Consider the following 24728-nt stretch of genomic DNA (forward strand, 5'->3'; position numbering starts at 1 on the left):
CGGCTCCTGGGGCGGCGCAGCCGGTGGGCCCGACGCCCGCCGCCACGCCTCAGCCGATGACGCGCAGCGCCACGGGCGGGTCGATGCCCGCGCCGGCGAACGCGGTCCGAGCACGGCGCATCCGCAGCTCGAGCTCCTCGCCGAACTCGCGGGCGAGGTCGGGGTCGTCGTGCACGAGGTCGGCGGCGACGTCGGCGGGGATCGCGAGCATGGTGACATCCGTCAGGGCGGCCGCACTCGCGTCGATCGGGCGCCGCATGATCGCGGTCAGGCCGACCGGGTCGTGCCGCCCGAGCTCGAACAGCGTGAACGCCCCCGAGTCGCCCTCGGGCGCGGCGCGCATGACCACGCGTCCGGCGACCACGATGCGCACGGCGTCGGGCACGACCCCGTGCGCCTGGATCGTCTCGCCGGCCGCGAACCGCTCGAGGCGCGCGCTGCCGCCGAGCGCCTCGGCCTGCGCCGGGTCGAGGTTGAGCACGGATGCCTCGCCGCGGAGCGCCGCGGCGACGTCGGCCGCGGCATCCTCGTCGACCGGCGGCACGCCCGACTGGGTCAGGCCGGCCCGGCGTGCCGCGTACCAGAGGCGTGTGCGGAACAGCTCGACCGTGCTCGACCGCTCGCCGGGCGAATGCACCGGGATGGCGACCGTGTACGCGCCCGCTGCGTCGGTCGTCGCCTCGGGGACCGCGTCGGCGGGTCGGTCGGGCAGGTCGGCGGCGGTCGCGACCAGGAGGCGCTTGACCTCGTTCGGCGGGTCGGACGGGTCGAACTCGACCGTGGCCTCGGCGAACTGCGGTCCGGGCGTGCGCGAGAGGTTCGTGAACGAGGCATCCGCCAGCACCGCATTCGGCACGATGCGCAGGCCGTCGCCGGTCTCGAGGTGCACCGAGCGCCAGTTCACCTCGACCACGCGCCCGCGCACGTCGCCCGTGTCGATCCACTCCCCCTGCTCGAACGGCTGTTCGAAGAGCAGCAGCAGGCCCGAGATGACGCCGCCGACCGCGTGCTGCAGCGCGAGGCCGACGATGATCGAGGTCACGCCGAGCGCGGCGAACAGGCCCGCGACGTCGGCGTTCCAGACCCACGACATGAGCAGGCCGATGCCGACGACCACGACGACGACCCGCGCGATGTCGACGAAGATCGACGGGATGCGCTCGCGCCACGTGCCCTTCGCCGCGCGGGTGAACATGAAGTGGTTGATGCTGTTCACGAGCACGAGGATCACGACGAACCCGAACACCGTCGCGACGATGCGACCCCAGCTCAGTTCGAGCTCGGGGTCCTCGACCTGCCACAGCAGGATGAGGAGCGCCCCCGTCGGCAGCACCCAGTTGCGGATGAGCGTGAGCACCCCGACCGCGCGGCTGCCGCGGCGGTCGAGCATGACGATGGCCTCCGAGAGGATGACGATCGCGATCGGCAGCCCGACGACCACCGCGACGGTCGGCCAGAACCACGGCTCCTGCACGATGCTCATGTCGCCTCCACCCGCCAGACGCCCTGGGTGCCGGCCGTCGTCTCCACCTCACCCGCGGGCTCGACGCGGTAATGCCCGCGCGCCCGCTGGATGACGCGGTCGGTCGCGAACACGCCCGACCCGCCCTGGTCGCCGCTCACCCGGAACGCGAGGTTCACCGCGTCGCCCCACAGGTCGTAGACGACACGGGCCTGGCCGACGAGGCCGCTCGTCGCATGCCCCGAGTCGAGGCCCGCACGCACCGACAGGTCGGTGCCGTTGCGGTCGTTCCAGCGGTCGACCACCTCGGAGAGGGCGAGCGCGAACTCGAGGGCGCGGCGGGCGTGGTCGACCCGCGGCACCGCGAGCCCGCAGCTGGCGAGGTAGCCCTGCCGGGTCGTGCGCACGCGCTCGACGCCGACCCGCTCGGCCACCTCGTCGAAGTCGCGGAAGATGTCGTTCAGCAGGTGCAGCGCCGCGGTCGACGTGAGGTCGGCGCTCGCGTTCTCGAAGCCGACGAGGTCGACGAACACCACCGTGACGTCCTGGTGGTCGGCGGCGATGTCGTGGTCGCCGTTCCGGTAGCGCTCGGCCATCTCCTCGGGCATGAACGCGAGCATGAGCCGCTCGTTGTCGCGCTCCTTCTCGGCGATCACGGCCGACTTCGCCTCGAGGCTCCGGCTCATCTCGTTGAAGGCGGATGCCACGTCGGCGAGCTCGTCGCCGAAGCCCGATCGCACCTGCACGCCCTCCTCGCCGCGGGCGATCGCGAGGGCGCCGTCGCGCAGGTGCCGCAGCGGACGCACGATGAGCCGCGCGAGGAACACCGAGAGCAGGCTCACCACGATGACGATCGCCGCCGTCGAGAGGAACAGGCCGCGCGTGAAGTCGTCGACGGGCCGCAGCGCCTCGGCGCGGTCGACCTGCGCGATCACGACCCAGTCGAGCCCGCCCGCGCGCACCGGCGCGTAGGCGGTGAGCTGCTCGCCGCCGAGGTAGCCCTCTGCGGGCATCACGCCCGCCTCGCCGCGCAGCGCGGCCCCGACGGCCGCCGTGGTCACGGGCTGCAGCATGATGGTGTCGCCGTTCACGGCGGCCAGTTCGGCGACCTCGGGCAGCGTGCCCGCAGCGACCGCGCGCTGCACGTACACCTCGGGGTCGTCGGTGAGCTGCCGCGAGTTCGAGCGCATGAGCTTGTCGGGCCCGACGAGGTACGTCTCGCCGCCGACGCCGAGTCCCGTCGCTTCGTCGTCCTCGACCGCCATGACCTCGTTGATCCCCGCGATCGGCATCTCGACCGCGATCGCGCCGAGCACCTCGCCCTCGTCGGCGACCATCGCCACGGCCCATGCCGCCGGCACCCCGAGCGACGGCACGTACGGCGCGAAGTCGGTGAAGGCGACGTCGCCCGGCACGTTGCGGTTCATTGTGCGCCGGAACGCCTCGGCCAGGTCGGAGAGCCGGTAGGGCCCCTCGACGAGGTCGGTGCCGAGGTCGACGCCCTTGAATGCGGTATAGACGACCCGGCCATCGCGATCGATCAGCAGCACGTCCTCGTAGTCCATGCGCTCGGTCATCTCACGGAAGTAGGGGTGGGCCTCCCGATGCACCGCCGACCAGGTGCTGCCGTCGCCCGCGTCGTCGACGGCGATCGCCTGCTCGAACGAGTCGGCGGGCACGGTGTAGTGGGCGCGCAGGTACCGCTCCGCGGCGCTCGTCGGCAGGAACGTCGACACGTCGGCGACGCTCGTCTCCCCCATGGCGGCCGCGAGCTCCGGCCCGAAGCTGTCGCGGTACCAGTCGTCGACGAGGGTCTCGTCGTCGGCGTTCCCCGCCTGCGCGTCGAGCTCGTCGTAGGCGGCCGAGAACTCGCGAAGGGCCGCCTTCGTCCCCGCCTCCGACGCGGCCAGGGCGACCGCGGTGTCAATCGAGCCGAAGAGGTCGTCGATGCGGTCGGCGCGGGCGTCGCGCACCTCGACGAGGCGGCTCGCCGCGGCATCCGTCAAGGAGGCGGCGCCGTTCACGTAGCCGATGAGGCCCACGACGACGCTCACGACGACGGTCGACGCGAGCAGCACGATGAGCAGGATCGAGAAGATGCTGAGGCCCGCGAACCGCGCGGAGAGTCGACCGCCGTCCCTCGGCTTCGTCGTCGACGCGTGCGTCACGGGCACCTCCCCGATTTCCGGCGCGCTCGCGCTCGGGAACCGCCGGATGGCCACATCGTATTGTCCGAGGAAGCCTCAGGACCACTGGGTCAGCCCTGAACTGGGGGCACGGACGCCGGCGCCTGGCACCCGGCCGGGCGGCGCTGCCGGGCGGCCGGCCGGTGTGCGGCCGCCGGGCGCTCAGGCCTCGAGGACGGGACGCTCCTCCTGCTGGCGGTAGAGCGACGCGTAGACGCCGTCGGCGAGCACGAGCTCGGCATGCGTGCCGCGCTCGACGATGCGCCCGGCGACGACCACGAAGATCACGTCGGCGGCCACGACGGTCGACAGCCGGTGCGCGATCGCGATGGTCGTGCGCCCGCGCGCGGCGTCGTCGAGGGCCTGCTGCACGACGCGCTCCGAGATGGTGTCGAGCGCGCTCGTCGCCTCGTCGAGCACCAGCACCGGCGGGTCCTTGAGCAGCACCCGGGCGATCGCGATGCGCTGCTTCTCGCCGCCCGACAGGCGGTAGCCGCGTTCGCCCACGACGGTGTCGTAGCCCTCGGGGAACGACATGATCGTCTCGTGGATGTTGGCCGCCCGCGCGGCGGCCACGAGCTCGTCGTCGGTCGCGTCGGGCCTCGCGTACCGCAGGTTGTCGCCGATCGATGCATGGAAGAGGTACGTCTCCTGGCTCACGATGCCGATGTGCGAGATGAGCGACTCCTGGCGCAGGTCCCGCACGTCGTCGCCGGCGAACCGCACCGAGCCGTCGGATGCCTCGTACAGCCGTGGCACGAGGTAGGACACGGTCGTCTTGCCGGCGCCCGACGGTCCGACGAACGCCGCGTACTGGCCGGGCTCGATCGTGAAGCTCACGCCGTCGAGCGTGGGCGCGGAGTCGCCGTCGGCGTCGGGGTAGCGGAACGTGACGTCGTCGAATTCGACGCGCCCGAGCGCTGATCCGTCGCGCACATCGCGGGCTCCGGCGGCATCCGTGATCGAGGGCTGCAGGTCGAGGTACTCGAAGATGCGCGCGAAGAGGGCGCCCGAGGTCTGCAGGTCGAGCGCTACGCGCATGAGCGCCATGAGCGGGAACAGCAACCGCGCCTGCACCGTCGTGAAGGCGACGATGGTGCCGGCCGTGATGTCGGTGGAGCCGCCCTCGATGAGCCAGCCCGACACCAGGTAGACGATCGCGGGGATCGCCGACATGAAGATGCCGACCATGGCGAAGAACCACTGGCCGGTCATCTGCTGGCGAACCTGCAGGCTGATCTGGTTCGCGTTCTCGTCGGCGTACCGATCGATCTCGCTGCGCTGGCGCGTGAAGCTCTTGGACAGCAGGATGCCCGACACCGACAGGGTCTCCTGGGTGATCGCGGTCATCTCCGACAGCGACTCCTGCGTCTTCGCCGCGATGCGGGCGCGCACCTGGCCCACGCGGCGCTGCGCGATGACCATCACGGGCAGCAGGATGAGCGCGATGATCGTGAGCTGCCAGTTCAGGATGAGCATGGCCACGAACGCCGAGATGACCGTGACGGTGTTGCCGAGCACGCTCGAGACGGTGTTGGTGAGCACGGATGCCACGCCGCCCACGTCGTTCTGCAGGCGCGACTGGATGATGCCCGTCTTCGTGCGCGTGAAGAAGCTGAGCTCCATGCCCTGCAGGTGGGTGAACATGCGCACGCGGAGCGCGCCCATGACCTTGTTGCCCACGTTGGCGGTGAGCCAGGTCTGCCAGACGCCGAGCAGCGACGAGACGATGAAGACCGCCATCATGGCGATCACGATCCCGGCGAGCACGGGCAGGTTCGGCGGCAGCAACTCGCCGTCGGCACCGACGGGGAACAGTCCGTCGTCGAACGCCCGCTCGGTCAGCAGGGGCGGGATGACGCTGAGCGCCGCCCCGACCAGGACGAGGATCACGGTGACGGTGAGGGCCGCCTTGTGCGGCGCGAACAGCTCCGAGATGCGACGCAGGAGGTGCGGGATCTTGGGCGCGTCGGCGTTCTCCGCGCGCTGCGCGTTCTCGTCGGCTCCGCTGATGCGCGTGCGCGGCTTGCCCATCCTGCCGGACTGTCCGCCCGGCGCGCTGGCGTGCATGGTCACGCGCTCAAGCCTAAGCGCGAGGTGCGACGGGTCGGCCGGATGCCCCGCCCCGAACGGGGACGTTCGCCACGGGCGTCACGCCGATAGCGTGAGGCTCGTTCGGCTTCCGACCCGAGGGAGTTCCGCCATGCGTCGATCGAGTGTGCCCGAGACCCGTGATCGTGATCGTGATGGACGGTGGCGCGAGCTGCTTCGGAGGGCGTCGGCGGCGGCCATCGCCGTCGTGCTGGCGGGCGGACTCGCCGGGTTCGCGGCGGGTCCCGCATCCGCCGAGGAGGAACCCGTCGCGGTGCCCGCGGTCGTGGCACCCGACATCGGCGTCACCGCGACGCCCCTCAGCTGCAGCACCGACCGGGACGGCATCACGTTCGTGACCTTCACGGGACTCATCCCCGGCGAGCTCTACGGGTTCGAGGTCGTGGGCCCCGACTTCAGCGTCGCCGGGCCGTTCGAGGCCGAGAGCGACGTCGAGGAGCGGGAGTTCGTGGGCATGCCGCCGGGCAACTACTACGTCTACATCCAGGAGATTCCGCCGGATGAGGAGTCGGTGCCCCAATTCGACTGGATCGCCTTCGCGGTCGAGCCGTGCCAGCCCGCAGTGGAGATCGCGCTCACGCAGTGCACCTCCGCCGGCGGGACGGGTACCGCGGCCGTGTCGCTGTCGCGACTCGTCACGGGCGTCGAGTACACGGTCTGGATCACCGACGCGGGCGACCCCGGCGGCTCGCCGTACGGCGACCCCCAGGTCGTGACCGGTGACGAGTTCGCCGAGGCCAGTGCCTCGTTCGCGTCGTTGCCCGGCGGGCGCAGCTACACGGTGTGGGTCGACGGTGTCCGGAACGCGGACCCCTACGAGGAGCCGCCCTTCGTCGGCGGCGGCAACTTCGTGCCCCTTGAGACGGTCGACCTGACGACGAGTGCGGACTTCTCGCTCGCGGCCTGCCCGGCCGCGCCCGCGACCCCCGCCGCGCCGGCGTCGACCACGACGCTGCCCGCGACCGGCCCCGACGGCATCGGCGGTCTCCTCGCCGGCGCGATCCTGTTGCTCGCCCTCGGCGGTGCGCTCGCGTTCGGGTCGCGCCGAGCGCTGCGCGGCTGAGACCACGGGTCTCCTCCCGTTTCCCCCAACTCACGGACGTCAGCGGGACGACCTGGCCCGCGACACGAGACCGGCACCCCGCGACGAGGGCACCATGACGGATGCCACGTCTTCGAGTCGCGGGTGCAACTCGTCGCTGTGGTCGACCACGCCGGTCCACCACGCGATGGTGACCCCCTCGTCGGCGTCCTCGAGCAGCGCCAGGTTGTTGTCGAACCACGGGCCCTTGACGGTGTGCCACCGGAACGGCGGATCGGGCACTTTCGCCGAGCGAGCCGCTGCGGCTCCGACGGGCGTCGCCACCCCGTACGACATGACGACGGCGAACCAACGGAGCAGGCGTGGGAGCGGGTTCCGCACGGGCGAGCACACGGCCTGCAGGATGCGCCCCCCACTCGTGCGTTCCACCTCCGACAGGTACGAGTAGTGCACGTCACCGGACAGGAACGTCACCGTCTGCGGCGACGGACCGCGTTCTCCGTCGGCCACCTCCGTCACGATGCGGGCCACCTCCTGGAAACTGTTCTGGAACGCCGCCCAGTGCTCCAGGTCCACCGCCTGCCGCAGCCGTTCGCCGACCCAGGCGGCGGGCGCGCCCCACGCGCCCTGGGCGATGGCCTCGTCCCACGCCTCGACGTGGTGCAGGCCGAGGGGAAGCAGGTATGGCAGCGAGCTCGCCACCAGCAGGTGCCGGAACCCGCCGCGCATCTGCTCGTCGAACCATGCGAGCTCCTGGGCGTCCAGGAGCCCACGACTCGAGGGCTCGAGGTCGCGCGCCACGCGGGAATCGACGACGATCAGCCGCACGTCGTCGAAGTCCCGGCAGTAGCTCCAACGGTATCCGTCGGGGTCCGCGTCGCAGCGCTCCGCGAACTCGTCGAGCACCTCGCTCAGATCGAGCTCGTCGGTGCCGGCATGCCCGACGATGCGGCGCCACACCTCGTCGTCCGCACGCGCGCGAGGCGACAGGTTGCCGAGGTGCTGGTACACCCAGTACGACGCCAGGCCGGCGACGATCCGACCGTGCCACCAGGTGGTGGCCTCCATCTTCCGCTTCCAGTCGAGCGAGGCGTTCCAGTCGTCGCGGACGTCGTGGTCGTCGAAGATCATCGCGCTGGGCAGGGTGGAGAGGAGCCATCGGTTGGCTTCGTCCGACCAGGCGAGCTCGTAGAGGTGGCCGTACTCCTCATAGTCCTTGAGCTCCTTGCCGGGCTCCTCGCGGATGTCGCGACGGCTGCGGATGAAGTCCTGCATCTCCTTCGAGGTGGAGTCGGCGTAGACCTGGTCGCCGAGGAACAGGAGGAGGTCCGGGGGGTCCACTCGGCCCTCCGCCAGGGCGAGCGCGAAGGCCCGCAGCGAGTCCACGCCGTGCATGCGGTTGCCGCGGCGGTCGTGCGAGACGCTCGTACGGCACGATCCGAAGGCCATCCGCATCGGGCGCCCGGGCGTGCGCGTCGCGATCACGGACGGCGGATACGGCGACTCCTCCTCGGGCCAGACCTGCCGCCCGTCGACCAGCACGACGTACGGTCGCACCGTCCCCGGTTGGAGGTCGTCGACCTCCACGAGCGCGTAGTGGTGGCCGTGCACGGTGAAGGTGCGGGCGTGCCAGGAGCGCCCTTCCGCCTCCACGCTCACCAGGCAGTCGGCACGCGTCTCGACCCAGATGCTCGCGGAACGCTCGTCGACGTACCGCAGCATCGGTCCGAGGAGCAGTGGCGAGGACGCCATGTATCCCGTTGTATCGCGTCGGGTCGATCATGGCCACGGGTTGCATGGCGGATGCCGCGTGCCTCCCGCACGCGGCATCCGTTCCCCCGCCCGTTCGGACCGGTGCGGCTACCCCTTCGTCGACCCCGCCAGGAGGCCGCGCACGAAGTAGCGCTGCAGGCTGAAGAACACGATCAGCGGGATGACGATCGAGATGAACGCCGAGGCCGTCAGCAGTTGCCAGTCCTGGCCTCTCGTGCCGACCAACTCCGCCAATCGTTGGGTCAGCGGCGCGACGTCTTGCGTGCCGCCCGAGAAGATCAGGGCGACCAGCAGGTCGTTCCACACCCAGATGAACTGGAAGATCGCGAACGACGCGAGCGCCGGGGTGGCGAGCGGCAGCACGATGCGGAAGAAGATCTGTCCGTGCGTCGCACCGTCGACCCGCGCCGCCTCGATCACGTCGGCCGGGATCTCCGCGATGAAGTTGTGCAGCAGGAAGATCGCGAGCGGAAGTGCGAACATCGCGTGCGCGAGCCAGACCGGGGCGTAGTTCTGCTCGGGGATGATCGGGATCACGTCGTGCAGCCACGCCTGCAAGGGTCGGAGCCAGGTCGAGAAGATCTGCAGCAGTGGCACGAGGGCCATCTGCAGCGGCACGATCTGGAGCGCGAACACGAAGATGAACAGCCAGTTCACCCACTTGAACCTGATCCAGGCGAAGGCATACGCCGCCATCGACGCGAAGACGAGCGGGATGATCGTGCCGAGCAGCGCGATCGCGATCGAGTTCACGATGTACGCGCCGAGCTGCGGCGACGACGATGACGTCGAGAACAGCACGCCTGCGTAGTTGTCGAGCGTGAGGCCGGGATTCGCGAAGTACGTCCACCACCCGGTCGTCCGGATGAGCTCCGCCGGCCGGAACGACGACAGGAACAGGCCGAACGTCGGGATCGTCCAGAGGATGGCGATGATGAGCGACGCGATCGTCGCCGTGCGCGACGTCAGGCGCTTCTTGACGCGAGCGGTCTTGGTCTCGCCGTAGGTGGTCTCCTCGACCTGCTCGAGCGAACCGAGGTCCTTGCCGACGGGGAGGTCCGCCGGGGCGACGCTGCTCATCGGATCTCCCTCTGTTTGCGAAGCACGTTGACGTTGTAGATGACGATCGGCAGCACCAGCACGAACAGGATGAGCGCGAGCGCCGACCCTCGTCCGATCTCGCTGGCACGGAACGCCTGCGTGTACATCTCGTTCGCGATGACGCTGGTGTTGAAGTTTCCGGCGGTCATCGTGCGGACGATATCGAAGACCTTCAGGGTGGCGATGGAGATCGTGGTGACGACCACCACCAGGGCACCACGGATGCCCGGCACCGTGACGTTCATGAACCGCTGCCACGCATTCGTGCCGTCGAGCTGCGCCGCCTCGATCTGCTCGGTCGGCACGCCCTTGATCGCAGCGCTCAACAGGACCATGGCGAACCCGGTCTGGATCCAGATCATCACGACGATGAGGAGGAACGTGTTGATCGGGTCGGTCTGCAGCCACTGGACGGGTTCACCACCGAAGGCGACGACGATGGCGTTGAGGAGGCCGATCTGCTCGCGATCGCCCGACCGGTACTCGTAGACGAAGCGCCAGATCACGCCCGCGCCCACGAAGGAGATCGCGATCGGCATGAACAGCACGACCTTGTAGTACTTCTCGCCGCGGGACCGGTCGATGAAGACGGCGTAGGCGAGGCCGATCGCCGTGGCGATGGTCGGCACGAACAGCACCCAGATGATCGTGTTGATGAGCGTGCGGATGGCGGCCGGCTGCGTGAACGTCCAGATGAAGTTGTCGAGGCTCCAGGCGCCGCTCGCGTCCTGGAACGCGAGAACGCTGGTGCGAATCGCCGGGTACACGAGCCCGATGGCGAGGAACAGCATCGCCGGGGCGAGGAAGCCCGCCAGCTGCCAGTAGTCACGGCCCTTCTTCGGGGCCTTGTCGATGAAGAAGATGAGGAGGCCGACGACCGCCGCGAAGATCGCGAGGCCCATCACCACCTGCAGGAGCTTGCCGAGCAGATCGGCCGTGGTCATCGTGCCTCCCGGGTTCGTCGTTGAAGCTGGGGTGCCGAGGGGCGGGGTGTCGACCCCGCCCCTCGATCATGCCGCGCCTTCGGTTCTCACCGTGCGCGACGCGCGGACGGTCAGCTGGCCGGCCAGCTGGCCTCGATGGTGTCGAGGACCTGCGTGGTGCTCTCGCCGCCGACCCAGGCCACGATGCCCTTCCAGAAGGAGTCGGCACCGACGGCACCGGGCATCAGGTCGGATCCGTCGAAGCGGAACGTCGTCTCGGGATCCTGCAGGATCTGGATGGACTGCACGAGGAGCTCGCTCGATGCGTTCTCGGGGTCGACACCCTTGTTCGCGCTGATGACGCCGCCGAGGCTCACGCGGTTGTTCGCCCACGTGTCGCTCGACAGGTACGAGCGGAACGCCTCGACCTCCTCCGCCTCGCGGAAGGCCACGACGATCTCGCCGCCACCGGTGACCGACAGCGGGTCATCGGCGTTCACCGGCGGGAGCAGGAAGCCGAACACCGAGCCGTCGGAGGCCACGGTGTTCTCGTCGCCGCCCTCGGGGTTCCAGAAGGTCTCGTAGAACGAGGCCTGGTGGTGCAGTGAGCACGCGCCGTCGAGGATGGGGAGCCCGGCCGTCTGGAACGCCTCGGTGACGAGCGTCGAGACGTCGCCGATGCCGCCGTTGACCATGTCCTCGTTCTTCAGGTACGCGCCGACCGCGTCGAAGGCCTCTGCGACCTGCGGGTCGTTGAACGGGATCTCGTGGTTCACCCACTGGTCGTACACGTCGGCGCCGTGCAGGCGCAGCATGTAGTCCTCGACCCAGTCGGTGCCGGGCCAGCCGGTGGCGTCACCGGACTCGAGGCCCACGCACCACGGCTTGTGGTCGCCCTCGGCCGCGATGGTCTCGGAGAGTTCCGTGAGCTCGTCGAGGGTCTTGGGGATCTCGTACCCCTTCTCCTCGAACTCCGCCGGCGAGTACCAGACGTAGCCCTTGATGCTCGCCATGAGCGGGGCCCCGTAGAACGTGTCTTCGTAGGTGCCGTACGCCTTCCAGTCCTCGGACCAGAACTCGTCGGCGTTCGCCTCGACCGGCTCGGATGCCGGGATGAGCCAGCCGCCCGCCGCGAGGCGGTTCATCAGGCCCGGCTGCGGCACGAAGCCGACGTCGGGCGCGTTGCCGCCCTCGGCGAGCACCGCGATCTGGGCCTCGAACTCGCTCGAGCCCTGGTACTCGACCGAGATGCCGGTGCAGGTCTCGAAGTCGGCCCAGGATTCGTTCAGCCGGTCGGCCTCGAGGTCGAGGATGGTGCCGCCGACCGTGACCTCGGCGCCGTCGAACGTGCCGTACGCCTCGTAGTCGGCGCAGTCGACGTCTGCTGCCTCCTCGTTCGCGATGTCGCCGGTACAGGCCGTGAGCGCCAGGCCGACCGCCGCGGCCGCCACGACGGGGACCGCCCAGCGGCGATGCCGTGTGAGTCTCATGTCTTCTCCTCATTGAGTGTGGTGCAGGCAGGGGACCGGGAACCGGTTCCAGCCTCCACGGTATGGCACTGGGGCGATTCCTCACAAGACACCCGAGGTCACGGTTCGGACACCGAGGCCGATCGGCGGGGAACGGGTGGGAGAGCGCTCCCACCTCTGCACACCGGGCGGCGCCGACACGCGGATGCCACATCAGGAAACGGTTCCACATTCGCTCCCCCGAGCACTACACTCTGCATCGGAGCAGCCCGACGGAGGGAGGCGGCGATGGCGGCCATCGGCGACGTCGCACGGCTCGCGGGCGTCTCCAAGGCCACCGCCTCGCGCGCGCTCTCGGGCGGCGGCTACGTCGCCGACGACACCCGGCGCAGGGTCGAGGCCGCGGCCAAGGAGATCGGCTACATCGCCTCGCCCGATGCCGCGAGCCTCGTCACGGGGCGCACGAAGAACGTCGGCGTCATCATCCCCTTCGTGAACCGGTGGTTCTTCGGCGAGGTGCTCGAGGGCATCGAGCGCGCCCTCCTCTCCGCCGGGTACGACCTCACGCTCTACAACCTCTCGGAGCCCGGCCCCGACCGGGCGCGCGTCTTCGACTTCTTCCTCGCCCGCAAGCGCGTCGACGCCGTCATCGCGGTCGGCGTCGACCTCGACGAGCGCGAGGTCGCGGCGCTCGAGAAACGCGAGAAGCCGCTCGTGGCGCTCGGCGGCAGCGGCGGCGCCGACGCGCGCCTCTCGGTCGACGATCGCGCCGTGGGCCAGCTGGCGACCGAGCACCTGCTGCACCTCGGCCACACCCGCATCGCGCACCTCGCCGGCGTGGGGGCGGGCGACCTGCCCATGAGCGTGCAGGGGCAGCGGCGCCAGGGGTTCCTCGACGCGCTCGCCGCCGCCGGGATCCCGCCCGAGCACCGGGCGGTCATCCTCGAGGCCGACGTGAGCCTGCCGGGCGGATACACGGGCGCGCTGCAGCTGCTGGGCCACCCGGGCGCGCGTCCGACCGCCCTCTTCGCGGCATCCGACGAGATGGCCATCGGCGCGATCCGCGCGGCCGAGAAGCTCGGCATCGACGTGCCCGGCGACCTGTCGATCATCGGCGTCGACGGGCACGAGTACGCCGAGATGTTCGAGCTCACGACCATCGAGCAGGACCCGGGCGAACAGGGCCGGCTCGCCGTCGACGTGGTGATGGCGCTGCTGCTCGACGAGGGCGCGGCCGATCCGCTCCCCGACTCCGGCGCTCCCCTGCCCACGCGGCTCGTCGTGCGGGCGACCACGAGCGCGCCGCGCTGAGCCGAGCGGCAGGCCATCAGGCAGGGCCGAGCGGATGCCTCGGGCCGCTCGGCTATGTAACGAATGGGGAGCAGTGCAGATCGTGGGCGCGGCGATGTGGCGGACGGCGGCCGATCAGCGCCATCATGAGCCTGAGCTCCAGCGAGCCGCGCCGGGGCGTGAGATCCCGTCGATGCAAGGAGTCATCGTGACCGACGTCACCGCCGACAGCGCACAGGTGCCGCTGGACGCCCCGCTCCGCGGAGCGACCTTCGGACAGGCGTTCAGTCGATTCTTCAAGAAGTACGCGACCTTCCACGGCCGCGCGAGCCGCAGCGAGTACTGGTGGTGGTTCCTCGGCTACTACGTCATCTCGGGCGTGCTCTACGGCCTGACCTACACCATGGGCAATCCGATGATGGTGATGGAGAACGGCGTTCCCACGCCGGTCTGGAGCATCGCGATCGTCCCCTACGCGCTCTGGGGCCTCGCGACGCTCATCCCGTTCCTGGCCATCCACTGGCGCCGGCTGCACGACACGAACCGAGCGGGCCCCTGGTGGTTCATCGGTTGGATTCCGATCGTCGGCCCGATCATCCTGCTCGTCTTCCTCGTCGGGGAGCCGAAGCCCGAGGGCGCTCGCTTCGATCGCTGAGGCGGACGTGGAGGCTCAGCCGCGAGGTCGGGCCTCCACGATCGGCTGCAGCACCAGCTCCGCGAACCGCTCCCCCATGAGCCGTTGCACGTCGGGGCCAGGGTGGAGGTTGTCGGGCAGCGGCATCGTCGCGGCATCCGTCGCACCGTAGAGCTCGAGCCCGTCGAGGTACGCCAGATTCGGGTCGTGGGCGGAGCGACGTGCGACGATCTCGGCGAGCGCTGTGCGGATCGCGCGGAGCGAGAGCCTGCCTGTTGCGACGTCGTCGACCGATCCGCCGGCGACCGACCACTCCTCCGTGCGCATCGGGTCCTGCACGGTCGGGCCGGCCGCCGACTCCACCGGCTCGCACCAGATCGGCGAGACCACGACGATGGGCGCGGTCGGATGTCCCTCCCGGAGCGTGTCGAGGAATCCGTCCACTGCGGGCCGGAACGCCCGCATGCGCATGACGTCGGCGTTCACGAGGTTGATGCCGACCTTCAGGCTGATCACGTCGGCCGGACGGTCGCGCATCGTCCGAGCGGTGAACGGATCGAGCATGGCGCTCCCCGAGAACGCGAGGTTGGTCAGCTCCAAGCCGGTCGCGAGGGCGGCGACCGCGGGCCACGTCCCGGTCGGTGCATCCGCGCGGTAACCGTGGCTGATCGAGCTGCCGTGGTGCAGCCAGCGCATGGCCCGGCGCTCGGCGGGCGGTGCCACCGGTGCATCCGCACGCAGCGCGAGCACCTCCACGGCGTCGGTGAACGGCAGCCAGAGCTCGTACTCGCGCTCGACCGGCGCCAGTCCCGCGAAGCGCGCGGTGGACGGCGCCCCGTCGACGACGAGCCCCCGCGGGTCGTCGAACGAGAAGAGGTACCGCGAGCCGGCGACGGCGTCGGCCTCGGCGACCACGGCACCGTCCGACGTCAGCTCGTATCGACTCGGTGGCAGCTCGGATGCCTCGTCGGGCGCCATCCGGCGCGCGGAGACCTCCAGTTCGAGCGTCGTGGCGGCAGTTCGGAACGCGAGCCGCACGCCGGCGCTCTCGGCCGAGGTCTGGCGCATGAACGGGTCGGGGACCTGCGTACGGGCCCAGGCCGGCAGCCGGTGGGGCCGAAGCCCTCGGTCGGTCCGCTCGACCTCGACCGCTCCCCGTATCACGACACGGGAGAGGTCGACCTCGCGCAGCCCGCCGGAGCTCATGCTCGGTCGACGACCCGGCCGTCGGCGTGCACGTCGACGAGGCGGTCGCCGACGCGGAGCCCGCGGAGCACCGCATCGGGATCGAGTGCAGCGACGCATCCGTGCACCTCGCCCAGGCCGTCGACGCCGGGCGCCGCGCCGAACAGCGACTCGATCACCAGCGCGACGTAGGCCCCCGACGACGAGCACGCCCAGTCGTTGATGTACGGCAGCTGCGGCGGGGCCTTGCGTGCGCCGCCGCTGAGGAGCGGCTGCGCCTCGGCGACGAAGTGCGCCTGCCCGGGAGGGCCCTGGTTGGCACTGCGGGCGAGGCCGGGCAGCCAGTCGAGGGCGACGTTCGGCTCGCCGAGCGCGACGAGGGCGCGCGCCGCATCGGCCGGCCAGGCGGTGTAGGCGCCGTTCCACTGGTGGTCGGGCCGCACGCTGTACGAGGCGTCCGGGTCCCACGGCGAGAGCGCGCGGAGCCACTCGGGCGTCTGCAGCTCGCGCCGGAAGAAGTCGACCATCTCCCGCCGGGTCCGCTCGTCGAGGTCCTCCGGGATCGACGTCCCGACGATGTTGAAGTCGTAGCAGTGGCGCACCGGCAGCCTGGTGCCGTCGGGTTGGCCCGCCGCGAAGAACCCCTCGCCCGGCAGGTACAACTCCATGACCGCCTCGACGAGCTCGTCGGCCGCCGCACGCAGCTCGGCCGCGGCATCCGCATCGCCGCGCGACTCGAGGAGGTCGGCGGTCACGCGCATGTTCCACACGTTCGCGGCGTTGAAGCTCGCGACCTCGTGGGTGTACGAGCTCACGCACTCGAGCAGGTTCTCGATCTCACCGTAGTCGGCGAGCTTCGATGCCCGCCGCAGGCCCTGCCAGGCGCGCGCCCAGAACCGCAGGTGGTCGAGCACGCTGCGGCCGTCGCCGAACTCCTCGTCGAGGAAGCCGTCGTCGCCCGTGAACCGGAGGTAGTCGCGCACGAGGCGGGTCATCGCGTAGTCGTTCACCGAGTACCACTGGCCGACCGGGTCGCCGGTGAGCGACGACGTGCCGAACAGGGTGTGCGTGTCGCTCGTGATCCAGTGCGCGAGCTGGCGCCGCATCGCCACGGGGTCGAGGAGCGCGTGGGTCACGGAGCTCAGGCTGAAGTCCCAGAGGAAGGTCGTCGTCGCCCAGTAGTTCGGCATCAGCGTGTCGTAACTGCGGCCGAGCACGTTGCCCTCGTAGTCGCGGCGGAAGTAGAGGATGCCCAGGATGCCCCACCAGTAGAGGCGGGACAGCGCCTCGGACGACGTCTCGAGCACCGGCAGGTGGCCCGAGAACTCGCGGTTCCCCGGCGTCACGGCCGCCTCGAGCTGCGCGTTCCAGTACTGCTCGGATGCCTCGACCGCGCGCTCCACGTCGTCGACCACGGCGTCGTAGACCTCGATCGCGGCCTCGCGGGTCCTGCCGACCGAGTGCACGTAGCCGAAGCGTCGCTCGGCACCCGCCGGGACGTCGAGCACCACCGTGACGTCGCCGCCCCTGCCCATGCCGCCGATACCGACCATGAACTCCTCGGACGCCGGCGCCACCCCGCTCAGGCGGGCGATCGCCGGGAGGTCGACCCCCTGCACGCTCCACGCCGTCTCGTCGTCGTCGGCGAACACGAGTCGCGATCCGTCGACGGATGCCTCGTTCTTCGCGTTCGGGGACTCGGGCGCGTTCCACGCCTCGTCGCCGGCGACCACGCGGGCCGCGAGCGAGAGCATGACCTCGACCGCGCGGCGCTCGGCGCCGAGGTTGCGCACCCGCACGTCGATCGCGACCGCGGTGCGGCCCGGCACCACCACCGTCGTCGTCTCGAGCACGAGGCCGGGCAGCTCGGTCCGACGCACCACCCGGTCGGGACGCCACTCGTGCGTGATCGGAGCGCCGTACGACTTGAGGATCCGGCCGTCGACGAAGCACACCGCCGTGGTGGCGAGGCCCTGCGACACGGGCGGGAACTGGACGCCCGTGACCGAGGTCAGGTCGTGGTCGACCCGCACGGTGCCGAGGTGGTTGGTCAGGCCGGAGGGGGCGACCATGTCGTCGTAGTGGTGCGTGATCGGGTCCGCGGCCAGGTGCTCGACCGTCGGGATGTGGGACGTGCGGGTGAACACGGGCGAACTCCTAGTACTGGCCGAGGGCGAGGCCGCGGGCGAAGAACTTCTGGGTGAAGAGGAACAGCACCACGGTCGGCAACGAGACCAGCACCGCCGCGGCGAGCACCGTCGACATCTGCGCACCGCCGTAGGTGCTCTGCATGCCGGCCAGCGTCGTCACGATCGGTCGGACGTCGTCGGACTGGCTGAGCGTGAGGCCGAGCAGGAGGTCGTTCCAGATGAACGTCGCCTGCAGGATGAAGATCGCCACCAGCGCGCTGGACGCCATCGGGAGGTAGATCCGCGAGAAGATCCGCCAGGTGCTGGCGCCGTCGAGCACGGAGGCCTCGAACACGTTGTGCGCGACGCCGGTGAAGAAGTTGCGCATGACGAAGGCGGAGAACGGGATCGAGATCGCCGTGTACACGATGATCATGCCCACCTGGGTGTCGTAGAGGCCCACCCGCGAGTACGCGTCGAACAGGGGAAGCAGGACCATCTGCAGCGGGAAGACCGTGCCGCCGAAGATCACCACGAACCAGAGGAACCCCCGCTTGAGCCGGAGGGCCACGATCGCGAAGCCCGCCGCGGCGCCGACCACGACCGCGATGATCGGCGAGACCACCGCGTAGACGAGCGTGCTCACGACGCTGTCGCTCAGCCCCGAGAGCTGCATGGCGTCGGCGATGTTGCCGAAGAGCGAGAAGTCGGTCGGGATCCACGCCTGGGTGGACGTGAAGGTGGCCGGCGACTTGCTCGCGTTGATCACGAGGAGGTAGACGGGGAGCAGCCAGACCACCCCGAGGACGACGAGGACGGTGGTGCGGAGGATTCTCGACATGGGCTACATCTCGTGCTTCTTGGAGAGCTGCTGGCGCAGGTAGAGCACCGACGCGAGCAGCGTGACGATCGAGAGGAAGACGGCGATCGCGGACCCGAGCCCGTAGTCGCTGTTGACGAAGGTCTCGCGATACATGGTGAGCGCGAGCGTCTCCGACGCGCGGCCCGGGCCGCCCTTCGTCATCGAGAGCACGATGTCGAACGTCTTCAGGCTGGCGACGATCGAGAGCCCGACGACGACCGCGGTGAGCGGGCGGAGCATCGGCCAGAGGATGCTCGTGAAGAGGCGGACACCGGTGGCGCCGTCGACGCGGGCCGCCTCGAGCGGCTCCTTCGGGATCGACTGGAGGCCGATCGTGAACAGGAGGGCGTTGACGCCGACGCCCTGCCAGGCCGCGGCGATGATCATCACGAACGTGTTCAGCGGGGCGTCCACCAGCCACCGCGGCGGATCGGTGATGCCGATCACCGCGAGGGCCTGGTCGAGGGCTCCGTTGCTGGAGAGGATGAACGACCAGATGACGCCGACGCCGATGCCGGAGACCGCGTAGGGGATCAGGAACGGCAGGCGGAGCCAGATGCCGCCCGGCAGGTTCCACGTGAGCAGGGCGAGCGCGAGGCCGATGCCGACCGGGATCAGCAGCGTGCCGCCCACCCACAACAGGGTGTTCAGGAGCGACCCGGCGAACGACGGGTCCGTGAACATCTCGACGTAGTTGTCGAGTCCGACGAACTCGGGGTCTCCGAGGCCGTTGTACTCGGTGAAGCTGAGGAACGTCGTCCACAGCAGGGGCAGGTAGAGCAGGACGGCCACCAGCAGTACGCCCGGGGCGATGAACCCACGTGCAGCCCCCTGGTAGGGCGTCTTCCGGCGCCGAGCGGGGTGGTGCGGGGCCTCGGCGAGGCCCCGCACCTCCTGCTCCCGCTCGGGCGTCTGCAGGATAGCCATCATCGAACTACTTCTGGTCGGCCCAGTACGTGTCCGCCTCGGCCTGGATGGCCTCGAGGAACGGCATGGGGTCACCGGGGTTGGCGTTGAACGCGCCGAACTGCTCGAGCGCGACGGTGAGGATCGGCGTCGGCGTCGCCTCGAAGTAGCGCGTGAACAGCGAGTGCTCGCCGTCGGCGACCGTGGTGCCGAGCTCGGAGAGCATCGGGTCCGCGACGGTGGCCTTCGGGTTGAAGGCGACGTCGCCGCGGGCGGCGTTCCACGCGGTCTGCGCGTCGGCCGACATCCACCACTCGGAGTAGGCGAGGCCGAGGTCCTTCTGCTTCGAGTTCTCGGCGACGCAGAGCGGGCCGGACTCCACCGAGACCGGCGTCGTGCCGAGGTCGCCGTTCACCGCGGGGATCACGAACATGTCGTAGTCCTCACCCGAGACCATGCCGGCGCCGTCGAGCGAGCCGTTGAAGAACGATCCGAAGTTGATCATCGCGAAGTCGCCCTGCTTCAGGCCGACCGCGGGGTCGACCGTGCTGCCGGCGTCGCTGAACCAGCCCTTCTCCTGCTCGTCGAGCCAGATGTTCATGATGTCGACGATCTCGGGGTCGGTGTACTTCACGTCACCGGTCGAGAGGCCCTTGTACAGCTCGGGGTCGGTGCCCGCGACGAGCTGCTGGAACCACTGGAAGGTGAACAGCGTGCTCGTCTGGTAGTACGGCGTGACGCCGGCGTCCTTGAGCTTCGCCGCTGCCGCGTCGAGCTCCTTCCAGGTCGTCGGCTCCTCGATGCCCTGCTCCTCGAAGATCGTCTTGTTGTAGTACATGACCCAGTAGGCGATGTTCATGGGCACGCAGTACTGCTTGTCGTCGATCGTGTACTCGTCGCGCAGGCCCTCGGTCGCCCAGCCCTCGTCGATGGCCGTGTCCCAGAGGTCGGTGGTCTCCGCGACGAGACCCTCGTCCACGAGCTGCTTGAGCGAGTCGCCGGTGTGCCAGGTGAACAGGCCCGGGCTCTTGTCGGTGCGGAACGACTGCTTGATGAACGCGTCGTACTGCTGGGCGTCCGAGTAGCCGGTCGTGTTGAGGGTGATGTCGACCGCCTCTTCGCTCGTGGCATTCAGCTCGTCGAAGTCGGGCTCCCACGCCGCCTTGTCGGTGTAGAAATCGAGCGCGCCCGTCGTGGCGCCGGCCTCGGCGCCGCCGTTGCCGCTGCCCGAGCAACCGGTCAACAGCATCGTGGCCGCGGCGAGCGCGGCGACGCCGGCTCCGACCATCCGTCGTGACTTCACTGGAACTCCCTTGTCCTGAGATTTGGTATCGTTACCAACCCCCGCGCAAAAATATCAACTCTCTCGAGCGGACGCAAGGCGGTGAGGTGGCCTGCGGCGAGTGCCGCGGTGCTGTGGTGCTGCAAAGTCAGTGTTCAATTGTGGGGTGTTCAGTTGTGGGCTTGCTGAGGCTCAGGCGTCGCTCGTCCGCGTGCCGCGGACGTACGCCTTCACCGTCCCGAAGCGCTCGCTCCGGGAGTTCGCGGTCCGTCGGATCACGTACGGTCCGACGGCGGCCGGGACGATGAACGTCTCGGCGTAGTGCACGACGTAGGGCGCGAACGCCCCGGTCGGGCTCACGATCTCGACCTCGTCGCCTTCGACCAGGTTGAGCACGTTGACCGTGCCCTCGGTGTCGTGGGCGGCCTCCTGCTCGAACCAGTGCCGGCGGACCTCGATGAACTCGAGCTCGTGCAGGCCGGTCCGCTCCTCGACGAGACCCGGCTCGCGCCGGAGCTCCTCGACCCGGCCGACCAGGTTCCGCTCCACCCATTCGGTGTCGCGTTCCCACTGGATGTTCTGCTCGCCGTGGTCGAGGTGCACTGGGCGCGGCACGCCGTCGAGTCCGACGCGGCCCCAGTCCCAGAGCTTGAACGTGAAGATGAACGGCGTCGCCGAGATCTCGAGGACCATCGAGTTCGCGCCCGAGCAGTGCACGGTGCCCGCCGGAATGGCGAAGTGGTCGTGCTTGCGCGCCGGGAACACGTTCACGTACTTCTCGGCGTCGAAGGGATGCTCCCCGTCGGTCGCCGCGCGAAGCGCCGCGAGCATCTCGTCGGCGTCGACACCCGACTTCAGGCCGAGGTAGACGACCGCGTCCTCGTCTGCGTCGAGCATGTAGTAGCTCTCGTCCTGCGTGTACGCCATGCCGAACGTGTCGCGGATGTACTCCGTGAGCGGGTGCACCTGCAGCGAGAGGTTGCCACCGCCCATGGTGTCGAGGAAGTCGAACCGGATCGGGAACTCGGCGCCGAAGCGGGCGAAGGTCCGCTCCCCGAGGAGCTCGCGGGGCCTGCTGAGGACGAGGTCCATCGCCGGGATCTCGACGATCCGCCCCGCCGCCTCGAGCAGCAGCGAGTTCTCCTCGGGCACGCAGTCGAAGCACCACGCGTAGTTCGCCATCGACGGGTCGAGGTCGAGCGTGCTCTTCATCCACTGCCCGCCCCACACGCCGGGGTCGAAGAACGGGACGACGCGGAACGGTGCCGTGGCCGCATCGGAGAGCGCCTGGCGGAAGTCGCCGCCGCGCACGGCGCCGGCCACGTCGAGCGCGGCGTTGCCGTCGACGAGCAGGTCGATCCGGTCGAAGAGGGTGCGCTTGTGCCGATCCGCGGTGCGCCACTCGACGAAGAAGCCGCGCTTGTACTTGCGGAGGATGTCCTCGTCGCCGTTGTCAGCGCGCCAGTTCGTCGCACCCGCACGCAGGCGCTGCTGGATCTCCCAGCGAGCGAGGTCGACCAGGATGAGCGCATCGGCGCGGCGTCCGGCGGCCAGGTCAGCGCCCCACCCGACGATCACCGTCGGCCCGGTCCGGTCAGCGATCCGGCGCTGCAGGGCGGCGAGGCGCTGCGCGTCGTAGAACTCGTCGACCGTGAAGTGGCTCATGACGCCGAACACGCGGTCGTCGGTGAGGTTGCGCGCGATGAGGGCGCCGATCACGGCAGGGTCGGCCGCAGCCTCGTCCTCGGCGTCGATGACCTCGGCCTCGGGCAGGACCTGCCGGATCCGGTCCGCGATCGCCGCGACGTCCGCGCCCGGGTACACGTCGACGGCGACGAGCGGATGCCCCGTCGCGGTCGTCGCCACGTCCATCGCGGCGCGCCAGGCCTCGTCGCCGACGAGCACCTCGCTGCCCTCGGGCAGGGACACGGTGGGCAGCTTCACGTAGCTGCTCCGGTCGTCGAGCAGGTATTCCTCGAGCGGGATCTGGCGGGAGTCAACGGTCGTCATGGCCGTCCTTCGTCGGTGCGGTCGGTAGTGCTGGTGCCGGCAGGGTCGAGATCGTGGGCGGCGAGCGCCGCGAGTCCTCGCAGGACCGAGGTGGCCGGGTCGTCGGGTGTGACGAACGTCGGGCGGAACGACGAGGACCAGAGATCGGCGTGCACCCGCTCGCGAAGTGCCGGCAGGATGACGTCGGCGGCGCGCATGACGCCGCCGGTCACGACGACCACCTCGGGGTCGAAGGCGTGGCACTGCGTCACGATGACGGCTGCCCAGGCGCGGAGGTACCGGTCGAGGATCGCGGCGGACTCGGGCTCCTGACGGGTCTCGACGAGGTCGCGGATGCCGACGGTCCCCGCCTCGGCGAGGCGAGCAGCAAGCGCTGGGCCGAGTGCGAGGTCACCGGCTGCGGCGTCCGCCGCGAGTGCCCACGTGCTGGCGAGCGCCTCGGCGCAACCGAGGTTGCCGCAGGGGCAGCGGGGCCCGTCGAGATCGACCGTCACGTGGCCGCCGAGGATCCCGGCGTGGCCGTGGCGTCCGCGGACGATGCGTCCGTCGAGGATCGCGGCCGTTCCGATGCCCGTGCCGAGGACGATGAGGACGGCGTCCTGCTCGCCTCGCGCGCTGCCGTCGGCGAGCTCGCCGATGAGGGCGGCGCGGGCGTCGTTCTCGACGACGGCGGGGCATCCGAATCGAGTGCGGGACCACGCCGAGAGATCGAGGTCGTGCAACTCCGCGTACTTGCCATGCGCCGCGATGAGGCGCGAGCCCTCGGAGTCGACGATGCCGGGGACGGCGATGCCGACCGCGTCGGCATGCTCGCCGTCGAGGAGCCGGTCGATACGGCCGGCGACCTCGTCGAGACCGATCCCTCCGTTGACGGCGGTGAACTCGTCGGCCACGACGAGGCGGCCGTGCTCGAACACGCCGAGCTTGACGGCGGTGCCGCCGAGGTCGATGGCCACGGTGCGCATGCGTCCTCCTGATCGTCGTGGTCGAGATTGGTATCGTTACCATAACCGGCGGTCGGCAATCGCGCAAGTCCGGTTCGGGAGGCCGGGCCGGGCGCGCCTCGGAGCAGCTCGGCGCGGCGCGTCAGCCGACGGCCGGCGCGAGGCGCACGGGCATCTCGACGAGTCGCGCGGGCCCGCGATGGCGATCGCCGTTGCCGAGTCGTGACAGCAGCAGCTTGGCCGCCTCCCGCCCCAGCTCACGCGGGTCGTGGTCGACCACTGTGACCGGGACGGGCATGAGCCCGGCGAGTTCGAAGTCGTCGAAGCTGACGAGCTCCGGCAGGTCCGCAGCGTCGGCGCCCGCCCGCAGGCGCCGGCCGATCTCGTGCAGCGCGCCGATGCTGTTGCGGTTGTTCGCGCTGAAGATGGCCGTCGGCGGCTCGTCGAGGTCGAGCAACCGCCGAGTCGCCTCACTGGCCGAGTCGGCGTCCTGCTGCTCGCGGAGCACGAGGGCCGGGTCGAGCGGGATGCCGCGCTCCTCCAGCGCGTGGAGGTAGCCCTCGTAGCGGCGGCCGCCCGTGAACGCGGAGCTGACGTTCCCGAGGTACCCGATGCGGGTGTGGCCCGCGTCGAGCAGCGCGAGCGTGCCGCGATACGCGCCGCCCACGTCGTCCAAGAGCACGGCGTCGACGTCGAGGCCGTAGATCCGACGCGAGGCGAGGACCAGCGGCACATCGCCGAGGCGCTCGGGCCGCAGGTGATCGGACGGACCGCCGGACGGGACGAGTACGAGGCCCTCGACCTGACGGCCTAGGAAGTCCGCGACGAGCTGGCGCTCGCGCGCGGGGTCGCCGCCCGTGTTCCCCAGGATGATGCGGCGTCCGGTCGCGGCGACGGCCTCCTCGACGCCGAGCGCGAAGTTGCCGTAGTACGGATTGCCGAGGTTCGTGATCGCGACCCCGATGAGCCCGCTCGTCTGCCCCGGCCGGAGGCTCCGGGCATTCTCGTTCCGGCGGTAGCCGAGCTCGCGGACCGCCTCGAGCACGCGCTCCTGGATCTCGGGACGCACGTTGGCGCCGCCGGCGAGGGTTCGGGAGACCGTCATCGGGCTCACGCCCGCGCGCAGCGCGACCTCCTTGATGGTCGGCTGCTTGCCGGGGTGGGCGACACCGACCATGGCCGGCCTCCTCTCGCGTCGTCGCCGGACTACGGTAACCCGTCGCGCGGTCTCGTGCGCTCCGTGCGACGAAGGGGCTATGCAGGCGGATCCTCCCGCTGCTACGCTCCCGTGCTTGATAACGTTAACAGGAACGGGGCCTCACCGCATCCGTTCCGCGGTCCGGCGACGCTGCCGGAGGGGAGCACTCAGGTATGCCTCAGCGAATTCAATCCCGATCAACGCGCCTCGCGATCGCCTC

At 70.1% G+C, this 24728-nt stretch carries 18 protein-coding genes; 3 read left to right on the forward strand and 15 right to left on the reverse strand.

Annotated features, from left to right (window positions below):
* Positions 1-49: 49 nt before the first annotated feature.
* The 3 genes from ACWEOH_RS04690 to ACWEOH_RS04700 form a co-directional block, all read right to left on the reverse strand.
* Positions 50-1483, reverse strand: coding sequence for a mechanosensitive ion channel domain-containing protein (locus tag ACWEOH_RS04690; RefSeq protein ID WP_452028682.1), 1434 nt, complete (start codon positions 1481-1483; stop codon positions 50-52).
* Positions 1480-3630, reverse strand: a complete 2151-nt coding sequence (locus tag ACWEOH_RS04695) for an adenylate/guanylate cyclase domain-containing protein (RefSeq protein ID WP_452028684.1) — start codon at positions 3628-3630, stop codon at positions 1480-1482. Before ACWEOH_RS04695 ends, ACWEOH_RS04690 begins: the two co-directional genes overlap by 4 nt.
* A 180-nt stretch (positions 3631-3810) precedes the next feature.
* The gene (locus ACWEOH_RS04700) at positions 3811-5718 is read right to left on the reverse strand and encodes an ABC transporter ATP-binding protein (RefSeq protein ID WP_452031850.1); all 1908 of its coding nucleotides are present in this window, start codon (positions 5716-5718) and stop codon (positions 3811-3813) included.
* 133 nt (positions 5719-5851) lie between these two features.
* Here ACWEOH_RS04700 and ACWEOH_RS04705 point away from each other — a divergent pair, with 133 nt between their 5' ends.
* Positions 5852-6823: a hypothetical protein gene (locus ACWEOH_RS04705; RefSeq protein ID WP_452028686.1), complete on the forward strand. Its 972-nt coding sequence runs from the start codon at positions 5852-5854 to the stop codon at positions 6821-6823.
* Between the two features lie 39 nt (positions 6824-6862).
* Here the strand turns inward: ACWEOH_RS04705 and ACWEOH_RS04710 are convergent, their stop codons facing one another.
* The 4 genes from ACWEOH_RS04710 to ACWEOH_RS04725 all read right to left on the reverse strand — a co-directional run bounded on the left by ACWEOH_RS04710 (position 6863) and on the right by ACWEOH_RS04725 (position 12089).
* Positions 6863-8554, reverse strand: a complete 1692-nt coding sequence (locus ACWEOH_RS04710) for an alkaline phosphatase D family protein (protein WP_452028688.1) — start codon at positions 8552-8554, stop codon at positions 6863-6865.
* Between the two features lie 108 nt (positions 8555-8662).
* On the reverse strand, positions 8663-9655 hold the full coding sequence (locus ACWEOH_RS04715; protein ID WP_452028689.1) for a carbohydrate ABC transporter permease: 993 nt from the start codon (positions 9653-9655) through the stop codon (positions 8663-8665).
* A complete protein-coding gene (locus ACWEOH_RS04720) occupies positions 9652-10620 on the reverse strand; it encodes a carbohydrate ABC transporter permease (protein WP_148732473.1) in 969 nt (322 codons plus the stop codon). The genes ACWEOH_RS04715 and ACWEOH_RS04720 overlap by 4 nt, the downstream gene beginning before the upstream one ends.
* Before the next feature lie 110 nt (positions 10621-10730).
* Positions 10731-12089, reverse strand: coding sequence for an ABC transporter substrate-binding protein (locus ACWEOH_RS04725; RefSeq protein WP_452028690.1), 1359 nt, complete (start codon positions 12087-12089; stop codon positions 10731-10733).
* Between the two features lie 267 nt (positions 12090-12356).
* Between ACWEOH_RS04725 and ACWEOH_RS04730 the strand changes: the two genes are divergently transcribed.
* Together ACWEOH_RS04730 and ACWEOH_RS04735 are read left to right on the forward strand one after the other, a co-directional pair.
* Entirely contained in the window at positions 12357-13379 is a 1023-nt protein-coding gene (locus tag ACWEOH_RS04730; protein ID WP_452028691.1) for a LacI family DNA-binding transcriptional regulator, read from the forward strand.
* Between the two features lie 187 nt (positions 13380-13566).
* Positions 13567-14013: a DUF805 domain-containing protein gene (locus ACWEOH_RS04735; RefSeq protein ID WP_452028692.1), complete on the forward strand. Its 447-nt coding sequence runs from the start codon at positions 13567-13569 to the stop codon at positions 14011-14013.
* A gap of 15 nt (positions 14014-14028) precedes the next feature.
* Here the strand turns inward: ACWEOH_RS04735 and ACWEOH_RS04740 are convergent, their stop codons facing one another.
* The 8 genes from ACWEOH_RS04740 to ACWEOH_RS04775 all read right to left on the reverse strand — a co-directional run bounded on the left by ACWEOH_RS04740 (position 14029) and on the right by ACWEOH_RS04775 (position 24487).
* Entirely contained in the window at positions 14029-15198 is a 1170-nt protein-coding gene (locus tag ACWEOH_RS04740; RefSeq protein ID WP_452028693.1) for a GDSL-type esterase/lipase family protein, read from the reverse strand.
* Positions 15195-17324, reverse strand: coding sequence for a hypothetical protein (locus ACWEOH_RS04745; RefSeq protein ID WP_452028694.1), 2130 nt, complete (start codon positions 17322-17324; stop codon positions 15195-15197). The genes ACWEOH_RS04740 and ACWEOH_RS04745 overlap by 4 nt, the downstream gene beginning before the upstream one ends.
* A 10-nt stretch (positions 17325-17334) precedes the next feature.
* Entirely contained in the window at positions 17335-18147 is an 813-nt protein-coding gene (locus tag ACWEOH_RS04750) for a carbohydrate ABC transporter permease (RefSeq protein ID WP_452028695.1), read from the reverse strand.
* 3 nt (positions 18148-18150) lie between these two features.
* A complete protein-coding gene (locus tag ACWEOH_RS04755; RefSeq protein ID WP_452028696.1) occupies positions 18151-19095 on the reverse strand; it encodes a carbohydrate ABC transporter permease in 945 nt (314 codons plus the stop codon).
* A gap of 7 nt (positions 19096-19102) precedes the next feature.
* Complete coding sequence (locus tag ACWEOH_RS04760) at positions 19103-20377, reverse strand: ABC transporter substrate-binding protein (protein ID WP_452028697.1); 1275 nt, start codon at positions 20375-20377, stop codon at positions 19103-19105.
* Between the two features lie 171 nt (positions 20378-20548).
* A complete protein-coding gene (locus tag ACWEOH_RS04765; RefSeq protein ID WP_452028699.1) occupies positions 20549-22366 on the reverse strand; it encodes a class I mannose-6-phosphate isomerase in 1818 nt (605 codons plus the stop codon).
* Positions 22363-23331 carry an ROK family protein gene (locus tag ACWEOH_RS04770; RefSeq protein WP_452028701.1) on the reverse strand — a complete coding sequence of 323 codons (969 nt, stop codon included), beginning with the start codon at positions 23329-23331 and terminating at the stop codon, positions 22363-22365. Before ACWEOH_RS04770 ends, ACWEOH_RS04765 begins: the two co-directional genes overlap by 4 nt.
* A gap of 121 nt (positions 23332-23452) precedes the next feature.
* Positions 23453-24487 (reverse strand): LacI family DNA-binding transcriptional regulator, encoded by a 1035-nt coding sequence (locus tag ACWEOH_RS04775; RefSeq protein WP_148732482.1) that lies wholly within the window; start codon positions 24485-24487, stop codon positions 23453-23455.
* Between the last annotated feature and the right edge of the window lie 241 nt (positions 24488-24728).

It is taken from the genome of Agromyces sp. NPDC004153 (genome assembly GCF_053603635.1).

Bases quoted from the DNA above. Each gene is read 5' to 3' on its own strand.
- ACWEOH_RS04770 (WP_452028701.1), bottom strand. From the start codon at position 23,331: ATGCGCACCGTGGCCATCGACCTCGGCGGCACCGCCGTCAAGCTCGGC.
- ACWEOH_RS04720 (WP_148732473.1), bottom strand. From the start codon at position 10,620: ATGACCACGGCCGATCTGCTCGGCAAGCTCCTGCAGGTGGTGATGGGC.
- ACWEOH_RS04700 (WP_452031850.1), bottom strand. From the start codon at position 5,718: ATGCACGCCAGCGCGCCGGGCGGACAGTCCGGCAGGATGGGCAAGCCG.
- ACWEOH_RS04710 (WP_452028688.1), bottom strand. From the start codon at position 8,554: ATGGCGTCCTCGCCACTGCTCCTCGGACCGATGCTGCGGTACGTCGAC.
- ACWEOH_RS04730 (WP_452028691.1), top strand. From the start codon at position 12,357: ATGGCGGCCATCGGCGACGTCGCACGGCTCGCGGGCGTCTCCAAGGCC.
- ACWEOH_RS04690 (WP_452028682.1), bottom strand. From the start codon at position 1,483: ATGAGCATCGTGCAGGAGCCGTGGTTCTGGCCGACCGTCGCGGTGGTC.
- ACWEOH_RS04715 (WP_452028689.1), bottom strand. From the start codon at position 9,655: ATGAGCAGCGTCGCCCCGGCGGACCTCCCCGTCGGCAAGGACCTCGGT.
- ACWEOH_RS04740 (WP_452028693.1), bottom strand. From the start codon at position 15,198: ATGAGCTCCGGCGGGCTGCGCGAGGTCGACCTCTCCCGTGTCGTGATA.
- ACWEOH_RS04725 (WP_452028690.1), bottom strand. From the start codon at position 12,089: ATGAGACTCACACGGCATCGCCGCTGGGCGGTCCCCGTCGTGGCGGCC.
- ACWEOH_RS04750 (WP_452028695.1), bottom strand. From the start codon at position 18,147: ATGTCGAGAATCCTCCGCACCACCGTCCTCGTCGTCCTCGGGGTGGTC.
- ACWEOH_RS04765 (WP_452028699.1), bottom strand. From the start codon at position 22,366: ATGACGACCGTTGACTCCCGCCAGATCCCGCTCGAGGAATACCTGCTC.
- ACWEOH_RS04775 (WP_148732482.1), bottom strand. From the start codon at position 24,487: ATGGTCGGTGTCGCCCACCCCGGCAAGCAGCCGACCATCAAGGAGGTC.
- ACWEOH_RS04705 (WP_452028686.1), top strand. From the start codon at position 5,852: ATGCGTCGATCGAGTGTGCCCGAGACCCGTGATCGTGATCGTGATGGA.
- ACWEOH_RS04755 (WP_452028696.1), bottom strand. From the start codon at position 19,095: ATGGCTATCCTGCAGACGCCCGAGCGGGAGCAGGAGGTGCGGGGCCTC.